The sequence below is a fragment of the Fundidesulfovibrio butyratiphilus genome (assembly GCF_054657235.1).
In genome coordinates this window covers 2116686-2128331 of the sequence record NZ_BAAHXA010000001.1, presented here as the reverse complement: position 1 = coordinate 2128331, position 11646 = coordinate 2116686, and the positions used below count along the sequence as shown (strand labels likewise).

At 65.6% G+C, this 11646-nt stretch carries 10 protein-coding genes; 6 read left to right on the top strand and 4 right to left on the bottom strand.

What is annotated here, in order from left to right:
- Positions 1-91: 91 nt before the first annotated feature.
- The 4 genes from ACYQ01_RS09800 to ACYQ01_RS09785 form a co-directional block, all read right to left on the bottom strand.
- Complete coding sequence (locus ACYQ01_RS09800; protein WP_459933658.1) at positions 92-1474, bottom strand: DegQ family serine endoprotease; 1383 nt, start codon at positions 1472-1474, stop codon at positions 92-94.
- A 224-nt stretch (positions 1475-1698) separates the two neighbouring features.
- Positions 1699-3117 (bottom strand): sensor histidine kinase, encoded by a 1419-nt coding sequence (locus ACYQ01_RS09795; RefSeq protein ID WP_459933657.1) that lies wholly within the window; start codon positions 3115-3117, stop codon positions 1699-1701.
- Positions 3095-3781: a response regulator transcription factor gene (locus ACYQ01_RS09790; RefSeq protein WP_459933909.1), complete on the bottom strand. Its 687-nt coding sequence runs from the start codon at positions 3779-3781 to the stop codon at positions 3095-3097. Before ACYQ01_RS09790 ends, ACYQ01_RS09795 begins: the two co-directional genes overlap by 23 nt.
- A 2-nt stretch (positions 3782-3783) precedes the next feature.
- Positions 3784-5262 carry a UTP--glucose-1-phosphate uridylyltransferase gene (locus ACYQ01_RS09785; protein ID WP_459933656.1) on the bottom strand — a complete coding sequence of 493 codons (1479 nt, stop codon included), beginning with the start codon at positions 5260-5262 and terminating at the stop codon, positions 3784-3786.
- A gap of 221 nt (positions 5263-5483) precedes the next feature.
- On the opposite strand from ACYQ01_RS09785, the gene ACYQ01_RS09780 reads away from it, so the two are divergent.
- From ACYQ01_RS09780 to ACYQ01_RS09755, 6 genes are all read left to right on the top strand, one after another.
- Positions 5484-6512: a diguanylate cyclase domain-containing protein gene (locus ACYQ01_RS09780; protein ID WP_459933655.1), complete on the top strand. Its 1029-nt coding sequence runs from the start codon at positions 5484-5486 to the stop codon at positions 6510-6512.
- 155 nt (positions 6513-6667) lie between these two features.
- Entirely contained in the window at positions 6668-7591 is a 924-nt protein-coding gene (gene fba, locus ACYQ01_RS09775; RefSeq protein ID WP_459933654.1) for a class II fructose-1,6-bisphosphate aldolase, read from the top strand.
- 406 nt (positions 7592-7997) lie between these two features.
- Complete coding sequence (gene gap / locus ACYQ01_RS09770) at positions 7998-8984, top strand: type I glyceraldehyde-3-phosphate dehydrogenase (RefSeq protein WP_459933653.1); 987 nt, start codon at positions 7998-8000, stop codon at positions 8982-8984.
- Positions 8985-9089: 105 nt separating this feature from the next.
- Entirely contained in the window at positions 9090-10049 is a 960-nt protein-coding gene (locus tag ACYQ01_RS09765) for a nucleoside recognition domain-containing protein (RefSeq protein ID WP_459933652.1), read from the top strand.
- Between the two features lie 37 nt (positions 10050-10086).
- Positions 10087-10743, top strand: coding sequence for an ion channel (locus tag ACYQ01_RS09760; RefSeq protein WP_459933651.1), 657 nt, complete (start codon positions 10087-10089; stop codon positions 10741-10743).
- Between the two features lie 313 nt (positions 10744-11056).
- Complete coding sequence (locus ACYQ01_RS09755) at positions 11057-11608, top strand: dihem cytochrome c (RefSeq protein ID WP_459933650.1); 552 nt, start codon at positions 11057-11059, stop codon at positions 11606-11608.
- Positions 11609-11646: the final 38 nt, after the last annotated feature.

Genomic DNA, 11646 nt, shown 5'->3' with positions numbered 1-11646 from the left:
GCCAAAACAAGAACCCCCGCGAACGGGGGTTCCTGCTTGGGAGGAGGACTCCGGTCCGGGGTGGCGAAGCCCGGACCGGCTGAGGCACATGTTACTGCACGGGAATGGTTCTGAACAGGGCTTGTCCCTGGCGCTTGACCAGAAGGACCACCGCGCCCTTGGCCTGGCCTTCTTCGGCGATGACCTTGGCCGCTTCGGCCGGGGTGGAAACCGAGCGCTGGTTGATTTGCAGGATGATGTCGCCCCGGCGCATGCCCGCTTCGGCGGCGGCCGACCCCGGCTCCACGGCGGAAACCACCACCGCGGCGTGGCCCGAGCGCGATTCGGCGCCGCCCAGAGTCATGCCCAAGGCGTTGTCCGGGGAGACTTCGCCGGAACCGTCGGCCGCGGCCAACTGCTTGAGGTCGCGCTCGGTGAGGGTGACCCGGATCGACACGGGCTTGCCCTTGCGCAAGACTTCGAGCTTCACGGTTTCGCCCGGAGGGGTGGCGCCCACGCGGGTGGTGAGGTCGTGGGAATCGGCGATGGGCTGTCCGTTGAGCTCCACGATCACGTCGCCGGCCTGCAGGCCCGCCTTGTCGGCCGGTCCGTCCTTGCTGACCTGGCTGACCAGCGCTCCCTTGGTGGAGGGCAGGCCCAGGGCCTTGGCGGTGTTTTCGTCCAGGGACTGGATGGTCACGCCCAGCATGCCGCGCTTGACCTTGCCCTTGTCCTTGAGCTGGGCCACCACGCCCTTGGCCATGTTCGAAGGCACGGCGAAGCCGATGCCCTGACCCGAAGCCACGATGGCGGTGTTGATGCCGATCACCTCGCCGTCCAGGTTGATGAGCGGGCCGCCGGAGTTGCCCGGGTTGATGGAGGCGTCGGTCTGGATGAAGTCGTCATACGGGCCCGCGCCGATGATGCGGCCCTTGGCCGAGATGATGCCCGCGGTGACCGTGTGGGCCAGGCCGAAGGGATTGCCGATGGCCACCACCCAGTCGCCCACGCGCATCTTGGACGAGTCGCCCAGCTTGAGAAAGGGCAGGGCGTTGCCGGCTTCGATCTTGATGAGCGCCAGGTCGGTTTCGGCGTCCTGGCCGATGACCTTGGCCTTGTAGGTCTTTTCGCCGGACTGGAGCTTCACGTTGACCTTGTCGGCCTTTTCCACCACGTGGTTGTTGGTCAGGATGTAGCCGTCGGGGGAGATGAGAAAACCCGAACCGAGCGACTTGGAGCGACGCTGCGGCTGCTGGTTGAAGAACTGGTCGAACTGGTCGAAAAATTCGTCGAAGGGGGTGCCCCTGGGGGTCATGAACTTGGGCGAGCGCTGGGGCTTGGGCTTGGTTTCGGTGAATACGTTCACCACCGCCGGCCCGCATTTTTCCGCCAGGTCGGCGAACTGGGGCAGCGAGGCGGCCATGGCCTGCGCAGAAAGCACGGCCACGCACAGGACGGTCAGGGCAAATATCCGAACGGTCGAACGGCGATGCATGAATGACTCCTCTTTGCTAGGGCGCGACACGCGCCGTGATGCAGGGAATTAGTCTCTCAATCTTGCCGCAAGGTGGCTGCCGGATGAACGATTGTTCATCCGGGGCGGGCGATGGCGCGATTTGGGCGACGCGGTGCGGCCCAGCGCGCTCTCCGAGGGGAAAGTGGGCGGAAAAACGCTTCCGGGGCGGGTCGAAACCGGTGATACGCGCGCTTCATGCGGCCTTACGACGCCACGGAGACGCTCTTGGCCGCCAAAGCCGGAGCGTCCGCAAGGGGGGGGAACTCCAGGCGCACGCCCAGTCCCGGGCATTCGTCCTCCAGCTTGAGGGCGGCCCCGTGCAGTCTGGCCACGGCGGCCACCAGCGACAGCCCCAGGCCGTTGCCCGGGGTGCCCCGGCTATGGTCCAGGCGATAGAAGCGTTTGAGCACGTTGGCGCGCTCTTCCCGGGGGATTCCCGGCCCCGAATCGGCCACCAGAAGGATCGGCCCCCGCTCGGAGTCGGCCAGCCCCACCCGCACCGTTCCGCCTTCCGGGGTGTACTTCACGGCGTTGTCCAGGAGGTTGGTCAGGGCCTGGGCGAGCAGGTGTCGGTTGCCGCGCACGCGCACGTTCGGCGCGAGGTCCACTTCCAGACCCAGGGACTTGTCCTCGGCCACGGGTTCGTAGAGTTCGGCGGCGGAAAGGGCCAGGGCCGTGAAGTCCAGGATGTCGAAGTCACCCCGGCCCGTGGCCGATTCGGCCTGGGCGATGGTGAGCAGGGCGTTGAAGGTGGCGATGATGCCCTCGGCCTGGGCGATGGCCTCTTCCACGGCCTGGCGCAGGGTGTCGGGCTCGGGTTTTTCCAACAGGGCCAGCTCCAGGCGCGAACGCAGCCGGGTCAGGGGACTGCGCAGGTCGTGGGCGATGTTGTCCGAAACCTGGCGCACGGCGGCCAGAAGCTCGCCGATGCGGTCGAGCATGGCGTTCAGGTTGTCGGCCAGGCGGTCGAATTCGTCGCCGCGACCGGTGACCGGAATGCGGCTCTGCAAGGCCCCGCCCATGATTTCGCGGCTGGCCCGGTTCACGGCGTCGAGCCGGGAGGCCAGTTTGGCGCTGGTGATCCAGCCCCAGGCCACGCCCAGGATCATGCTGCCCAGAAGTCCCAGGCCCATGGCCTTGGCCAGCACGCCCCTGGCCCTGGCCACGTCGCTCATTTCGCGTCCCACCAGCAGGTGCACCCGCCCGGGCAGGGTGATGACCAGCACCCTGGCCTCGATGGGCGCGGTGTTTTCGCTGGTGGCCACCTTGATCGAGGCCCACAGGGGATAGCCCTGGGGCGTGACGTCCTTGGGAAAGGTGCGCATGTTGCCGGCCAGGTAGCGGTAGTCCCGGTCGACCAGCAGGTAGATGTTGTTGCGCGACAGATCGTTGCGCAGGCGGCTGGCGATGACCATCATGAGTCCGCCCAGGCCGCGCTGGTCGTACTGTTCGGCCAGGCTCCAGGCCTCGGTGTCGATGATCTCGTCGGCCTGGCGGGCCATGAAGGTGGCGGCGGCCCAGTAGATGAACGCGGAAAAAAGCGACGCCGACAGCACGTAGAGCCCCACCTGGCCCATGGCCAGGCGGAAGCTCAGGCTTTTAAGAAGCTTCGGACGGATCACGCAGCATGTATCCCGCTCCGCGCACGGTCTGGAGCAGGGGCTTGTCGAAGTCCTTGTCGATCTTGCCGCGCAGGCGGCTCACATGCACGTCGATGACGTTGGTCTGGGGGTCGAAGGCGTAGTCCCACACCCGTTCGAGCAGCATGGTCCGGGTGACCACCTGCCCGGCGTGGCGCATGAAGTATTCGAGCAGGGAAAATTCCTTGGGCTTGAGCTCGATGGGCTTGCCGGCGCGTTTCACCGTGCGGGCGGTGAGGTCGATTTCCAGGTCGGCCACCTTGAGCACGGTCAGGGGCTGTTCGGCCCGGCGACGCCTGCCCAGGGCTTCGAGGCGGGCCATGAGCTCGGCGAAGGCGAAGGGTTTGGTCAGGTAGTCGTCGCTGCCGGCGCGCAGGCCTTCCACCCGGTCGTCCACGTCGGAAAGGGCCGAGAGCACCAGGACCGGGGTCAGGTCTTCGGAGGCCCGCAGGGTTTTCAGGATGGTCAGGCCGTCGAGTCCGGGCAGCATGCGGTCGAGAATGATGGCGTCGTAGCCCCCGCCCGTGGCCCGGATGAGTCCCTCGCGGCCGTCGGCCACGTGTTCCACGGTCATGCCCTGCTCGCGCAGGCCCTTGACCAGGTAGCCGGCCGCCTGGGGATCGTCCTCGACCAGCAGCACGCGCATCATCAGAGCTTGACCTCCCCGGTGACCTGGACGTTGGGTCCCACCACGGCCTGCTTGGAGGAGGCGTTGACCACCTTGGCGTCTCCCGTCACCCGCACCCCGCCGCGAAAGAGCACGTCCCCGGACACGGACAGGCTGTCGCATTCCAGAAGCGAGGGCGCGCCCTCGGGAAAGTGGGCCGTGAAGTCGTCGATCTTCTTGTAAAACTTGGAATCGAGGGTCAGCACCGGTTCGGGCATGCACCTGGCCGGCGAGGGCACCACGGTCTGGGCCGTGGTGCGCTCGTAGCAGTCGCTCATGACCAGCAGCAGGTCGGCCGTGGTCTTGACCGGGGCGAACCGGGTGCGCGGCACCAGGACCACCCGGGCGTTTTCGAAGGCGCTCACGGCCGAGCCCATGGCGGTTTCGATCTGGAGCACGCCCGGGCTGGTGGGATCGCGCGGGTCCAGGGTCTTGGGATTGACGATGAGGTCCAGGGGCATCATGCCGTTGGCCACGAAGACCTTTTCCAGGGAGCGCAGGTCCACCCAGAGGGAGTTGGTGTTGAAATAGCGGTGGCGGGAAATGTCCTGAAAGCTCTGGCTGTCGCGTTCCAGGCACTGGGCGGATTCGCGCAGCACCAGGCGGCCGTTGGAGCGTAGCCTGGCCAAGTGCCCGCCCTTGCGGTCGAGCGGGGTGCGGGCGGCCACTTCCATCACGAAGGGGGCCTTCTTGGCCGCCATGTAGCCCAGCAGCCGTTCGTCCATGACCGCGCCCAGGTTGTCGGAATTGGAGATGAAGGCGTAGTGGATGCCCCGCTTGAGCAGGCGCGTGAGCAGGTGCGAGGTGACAAGCGCGGTGTAGATGTCGCCGTGTCCCGGGGGGTTCCATTCCAGTTCCGGGTTCTGGGGCCAGGTGGCCGGGGAGAGGTCCCGGTTGAGAATCTTGGGATAGCGGTGCTGCAAAAAGGCCAGAGGCAGGCCCGAGGGGCCGTTGTCGAAGCCTTCCACCTTGAGCATGGTGTCCAGGTGGGTCTTGAAGCTGTTCATGAACAGCAGCGGGATGGTCAGGCCGTAGGTTTCGCGCAGGATGCGCATCTGGGCCAGGATCAGGTCGAGGAAGGTCATGTTGTCCTTGACCGTGATGAGGCTCTTGGCCTTTTCCAGGCCCATGGACGTGCCCAGCCCGCCGTTCAGCTTGATGACCACGGCCTGACCCATGGCCTCGCGTCCGGCCGCGGCGTAGTCCTCCAACTCTTCGTAGTGGGGCGTTTCGGAGTCGGTGAGGGGGAGGATCTCCTCTTCGGGCAGCTTGCCCTGCGCGCCGTAGATCAAGCGCGAATAGTAACACTTGAAAACGTTTATCACGATGGGCGGCAGTCCCTGCTCTTCCATCTTGAGCCCGAAGGGCTTGAACATTTCGGTAAGGTTGGAGTCCCCGGTCTTGATGCACTCCATGATCATGGAAAAAACCCTCGCGTTGGACGTGACGGTATGGCGCATGGCGCTCCTCGCCAGTTTCCATGCGTGAAGCGCCGGGTCGAGTCAAGAAGAGGCGGCCCGCCCGAAACGGGCTGCTTCACGGAAGTCGGCACAGAGGGTTCTAGCATGTTCCCAGGCCGCACCCAATAAGAATTTCATGGAAAACGCCAGGGCCTTCGTGCTAGGATTGCCCCAAAGCGCGCGAACGCGGATCCTGTCGCGGCGGGCGCGAGGAGTGGAGCATGCGCATTGGCGACACCGGCAAGACCAAGGAGCAACTTCGGGCCGAACTGGCCGCGCTTCGGATCAAGGCCGAACGCCTGGAGGAGGCCGAACGCTTCATGCGCGAAAGCGGGGAGCGCTATCGTCGTCTGCTGGAGTCCGTGACCGACTATGTCTACACCGTGCGCGTGGAAAACGGCCAGGCCGTGGGCACGACCCACGGGGAGGGGTGCGAACGTCTCACCGGTTTCGCGCCGGAAGAATATTCCGACGACCCCAATCTCTGGATCGAGATGGTCCATCCCGACGACCGCCACCTGGTGCGGGAATGGGCTGAGCGCCTGTCCAGGGGTCTGCCCAGCCCCCCCCTGGCGCACCGCATCATCCGCAAGGACGGCGGAGTGCGCTGGGTGCGCAACACCGCCGTGCTCCACCGCGACGCCCTGGGGCGTATCGCCTTCTACGACGGCGTGGTGCAAGACATCACCGACGCCAAGGAGCACGAGGAAGACATCCGCCGCTCCTCCCTGAGCGACGCGCTCACGGGTCTGCCCAACCGGGTGGTGCTCATGGCCCGGCTGGACCGGGTGCTGGCCGACGCGCGGCTGTGCAACTCCAAGGTGGCGGTCCTGTTCCTGGACCTGGACCGCTTCAAGCCCGTCAACGACCACTTCGGCCACGCCGTGGGTGACGCCGTGCTCAAGGAGGTTGCGCAGCGCCTGGTGTCGCAGGTGCGCACGACGGACTTGGTGGCCAGGGTGGGCGGCGACGAGTTCGTGGTGGTGCTGGCCGACCAGCGCGGCGAGTCCGGACCGGCCGAGGTGGCCCGCAAGCTGACGGCCAGTCTGCGCAAGCCCTACGCCTCCCTGGGCGGGGTGCGCGGTCCCGGAGCCAGCGTGGGCGTCAGCCTCTATCCCGACGACGCTTTGGAGCCCGAAGAGTTGTTGCGCAAGGCCGACGAAGCCATGTACGCAGCCAAACACCATCGCCGAGGCAGCGTGGCGTTCCATGCCCGCCTGGAAGGAAAACGACCCGGCCGTCACGCGTGACGCGGCAGGGTCCAGGCGTGGCGAAACCAGACCGAACAAGGCCGGACGGGCCTTTGCGTTGACAATAAAACTTGCCCTGGCGTAGGTTTCGGCCTATCGAAACCCGTTTCGCCGCACCGTCGCCAGCGACGTAACCGTATAAGGAGGAAAACCCCATGCCCCTGGTGTCCCCCAAGGAAATGTTCGCCAAAGCCTACGCGGGCGGCTATGCCGTCGGCGCGTTCAACGTCAACAACATGGAGATCATCCAGGGCATCATGAGCGCCGGCGAGCAGGAACGCTCCCCGCTCATCCTCCAGGTGTCGGCCGGGGCGCGCAAGTACGCGGGCGAAACCTACATCATCAAGCTCATGGAAGCCGCCATGCTGGGCACCGACCTGCCGGTGGTGCTCCATCTTGACCACGGCCAGAATTTCGAGATCTGCCAGAAAGTCATCGAGGCCGGATTCACCTCGGTCATGATAGACGGCTCGCATCTGCCCTTCGAGGAAAACATCGCCCTGACCAAACAGGTGGTGCAATACGCCCACGACAAGGGCGTGTGGGTCGAGGCCGAACTCGGCCGCCTGGCCGGCGTGGAAGACGAGGTCAGCTCCGAGCACAGCATCTACACCGACCCCGACCAGGCCGTGGAATTCGTGGAGCGCACGGGCTGCGACTCCCTGGCCATCGCCATCGGCACCAGCCACGGGGCCTATAAATTCAAGGGCGAGGCCAAGCTCGACTTCGACCGGCTCGACGTCATCGGCAAACGCATGCCCGGCTATCCCCTGGTGCTGCACGGTTCGTCGAGCGTGCCGCAGGAGTTCGTGGACATGGCCAACGCCTACGGCGGACACGTGGGCGGTGCCAAGGGCGTTCCCGAGGAACTGCTGCGCCGGGCCGCCACCATGGCCGTGTGCAAGATCAACATCGATACCGACATCCGCCTGGCCATGACCGCCGTGATCCGCAAGTACTTCGCCGAGCATCCGGCCGATTTCGACCCCAGGCAGTACCTGAGCCCGGCCCGCGACGCGGTGCGCGACATGGTGGCCCACAAGATCCGCACCGTGCTCGGCTGCTCGGGCAAGGCCTAGCAGCCTGGTGAAAAATCCCTGCTGGCTGCGTTGCTGCGGGAAAGGCAAACCCTCCCGTATGCCAACTCCGCTTCGGGATTGATTTTTTTTGCGCGCCTTGCCAGCACGTTATTTGAACAGGCTGCAAGAGTCGACTTTTTCAACGGGCAGCTAGGGACCGTTTTCCCGGCGCGAAGGCTCCGGGCGCGCGAAGACCACCGCGCGACAACGCAACACACACGGCCCGAAGAGACGTTTCTTCGGGCCGCTATTCGCCAGGCCGGGCCGCGCCGGACGCGGAGGCGACCGCCGCAAGGCCGACCCGGCGTTTTTCAACCGCACAGCGGGGAGGGGACCGGGAAGTCCCTGTTTTTGTCCGCAAGGACCAGAACCCCGGCTCCATGGCTTCACAGCAAGGAGGACTGTCATGGCGATTCGCATTGGCGTGAACGGATTCGGGCGCATCGGCCGGTACATGACCAGGATTCTGGCGGGCGACCCGGCCGTGGACATCGCCGTCATCAACGCCCGGGCCGGCAACGAAGAGCTGGCCAGGCTCCTCAAGTACGACTCCGTGCACCGCACCTTCGCGGGCGACGTGGGCGTCTGGAGCGACGGCATCACGGTGAACGGCAAAAAAATCACGGTCACCCGTTTCGCCGCCGGCGACTGGCACTGGAAACAGCACAACATCGAGAACGTGGTGGACACCACCGGCAAGTTCACCGAGCGCGACAAGGCCGCCCTGCACCTGGCCTGCGGCGCCAAAAAGGTGATCATCTCCGCGCCGGGAAAGAGCGCCGATTGCACCATCGTCATGGGCGTCAACGAAGACCACTACGACCCGGCCGCCCATCAGATCATTTCCGCCGCGTCGTGCACCACCAACTGCCTGGCTCCGGTGGCCAAGGTCCTCAACGACGCCATCGGCATCAAGCACGGGCTCATGACCACCATCCATTCCTACACCATGAGCCAGCGCATCCTTGACGGCTCCCACAAGGACCCCCGCCGGGCCCGGGCCGCCTGTGTCTCGCTCATTCCCACCACGACCGGCGCGGCCAAGGCCGCCGGCCTGGTGATCCCCGAACTGGCCGGCAAGCTGGACGGCTATTCCGTGCGCACTCCCACGGCCGACGGCTCCCTCGTGGACCTGACCTGCGAGATGGCCCGTCCGGTCAGCGCCAAGGAAGTCAACGCCCTGCTCAAGTCCAAGGCCAACGACACCATGGGCTACACCGACGAACCCCTGGTTTCGGTCGACTACCTGGGCGACACCCACGGCGGCGTAGTGGACGGCCCCCTGACCGCGGTCATGAACGAAACCATGCTCAAGGTGGTTATCTGGTACGACAACGAAGCCGGCTTCACCCACCAGTTGGTGCGGCTTGTGAAACACGTCTGCAAGGCGTAGCATAGCCGGACTTGGCCCTTTTCAGGAAAGCCGAGGGCTCGGGCCTTCGGCTTTCCTGCGTTTGACGCCGGGCCGGGCCACATCCTCTGCCAACGGAGTCCCGCCATGCCCCTTTCTCCCGGGCTTTTCCCCGCCGTGGCCTCGTTTCTGCGCGCCTACGTCCGGGTGTGCCTCACCCTGTGCCGGGTCATGTTGCCCGTCATCGCGCTCATGAAACTGCTCCAGGAGTTGGGCGCCGTGGAATACGTGGCCGCGCCCCTGGGGCCGGTCATGGGTCTGATCGGCCTGCCTCCCGAGACCGGCCTGGTCTGGGCTTCGGCCATGCTGGGCAACCTGTACACGGGCATGGTGGTGCTCCAGGCGGTATCGTCCTCCATGGCTCCCCTGAGCCAGGCCCAGGTGACGGTGCTGGCCGTGCTCATGCTCGTCGCCCACAACATGGTGGTGGAGTGCCGCGTGGCCCAAAGCTGCGGCGTGAGCTTCTGGGGCCAATTCCTGCTGCGTCTGCTGGGCGGGCTGGTCTGCGCCTGGATGCTCTGGACCGCGCTGGACGCGGGCGGGTTTCTCGCCGCTCCGGCCCGCCTGCTCTGGGCCCCGCCGGCTTCGCCGCCGGGCTTTGCCGCCTGGGTGTGGGGCGAAACGAAAAATCTCGGCTACGTGTTCTGCGTGATCTTCGCCCTCATGGCGTTCATGCGCGCCCTGGAAGCCCTGGGCGTGGCCGGCTTCATCGAACGCCTGCTGGCCCCGGCCCTTCGTCTGATGGGCATCGGCCGCGCGGCCGCCGCCATCACCGTGGTGGGCATGACCATGGGCCTGGCCTACGGGGGCGGGCTCATCCTGCACGAGGTGGCCGGGGGCAAAATCGCCCGGCGCGACGTGTTCGCGGCCGTGAGTCTCATGAGCCTGAGCCACGCCCTCATCGAGGACACCCTGCTCATGACCCTGATCGGGGCCAGCGCCTGGGGAACGCTCGGAGCCAGGCTGGTCTTTTCCATGGCGGCCATCGCCCTGCTCACCCGGGTGGTGCCGCCGAAGCGAACCCAGCCCGCGCCGGCCGAGGCGTAACGCCTCCCCAACCGCGCCGAAAGGCGGCGAGGTCCCCATGCCCTTTGGCGTCATCAGAAAGCACCGTCAGTTCAGCATCACCGTGGTGCTTTTCGGCATGCTCATCCTGGGCGGGCACCTGCCGCATAGGATCGAAAGCCTGGTTTTCTATCTGGTGGTCTTCGGCGTGGCGCTTCTTTCCCACGTGCGCGGCAGGTTCTTCGCGGGCATTCTCGCCGGCAGCACGGTCTGCTACCTGCTGGCCTGGACGAGCGACTTTCACGACGTAAAGTACAACATCCTGTTCTGCTCGGCGGGCCTGTTGTGCCTTGGGTACGGCATCCACTCCATCATTTGCTTCGTGCTGCGGTCGCGTCGAGTCACGTTGGGCGAGGTGTTCGCCCTGGTCAACTGCTACCTGCTCATGGGGTACTTCTTCGCCCTGTTGTACACGCTGGTGTCGGGATTCACGCCGGACGCCTTCGTCATGGGGTCCCATCCCGAACGCATCATGGATAGCCTTATCTACTTCAGCTTCGCCACCATGACCACCCTGGGCTACGGCGACATCATACCGCATGCGGTGCTGGCCCAGCGGCTCAGCGTCACCCAGGCCATCTTCGGCCAGTTCTACTTCGCCCTGGTGGTCGCCTACCTGCTGAACAAGCTCTTTCAACAGCGGGTGGACGGACTGGACAAGACCGGAGAGGAGTGAGCTCGGCCCGCGAGCCGCTCGGCCGAAGGGCCCCGGTTCGCCCCGCTTTGAGACGTTCCCCTGCGTTGCATGCGCGCCAATCCGCACGCGCGCGTGTCCCTCGCGCGCGAAACGCACAAGATGACGTACGGCACTGCGGAGGCGATGCGTCTTCGATATCTGGCCGGAGCCAGCCCGTTCATTATTTGGAAAGATCCCTAGGAAGGATCGTTGCGCGGAGCGCGTTGACAGGACAAGAGGTGAATTGTATACATGCTAGAGTTGCATTCCTGTGAGAATGCATTTCAATTGCAGTTGATCAGTGAGGTGTACCATGCGTGCGACAGTCCGATTCGGGATTGCTCTTGTTGCGATGGCGAGTCTGTTCGTCGTTGCGTTGGCTTGGGCCGGCGATCACCATAAACGCGACCACGACCGGGAGGACGCCTGGCAACAGGCGACGCCGGGCCAGGCGCAAGCCGCCCATGCGGCCTACCAAGCGAACTGCGGCTCCTGTCACTGGGCGTTCCTCCCCCAGCTTCTGCCTTCGGGTTCGTGGAGTCGGATCATGCGGTCGTCCAACGACCACTTCGGCAACGACCTGGCCCTGCCCGAGCAGACCAGGAAAGACCTGGCCGCCTTTCTGGTCGCCAACGCGGCGGACAAGACCTCCTGGAAGATCGGCCGCAAGATCGCCAAAGGCCTGGACGGGGCCGAACCGACGCGCGTGACCGAGCTTTCGTACATCCGGCACAAGCACGCCAAGCTGGACCCGTCCGTGTTCCAGAGAAAGGGCGTGCAATCCCTGGCCAATTGCGTGGCCTGCCACCAGGGCGCCCCGCGAGGCGATTTCGACGACGATCACGTAAGGATTCCCGCCCAGTAGGGGCTGCCGCCGCCGTTTGGGCCGTGGCCCCTATCAGC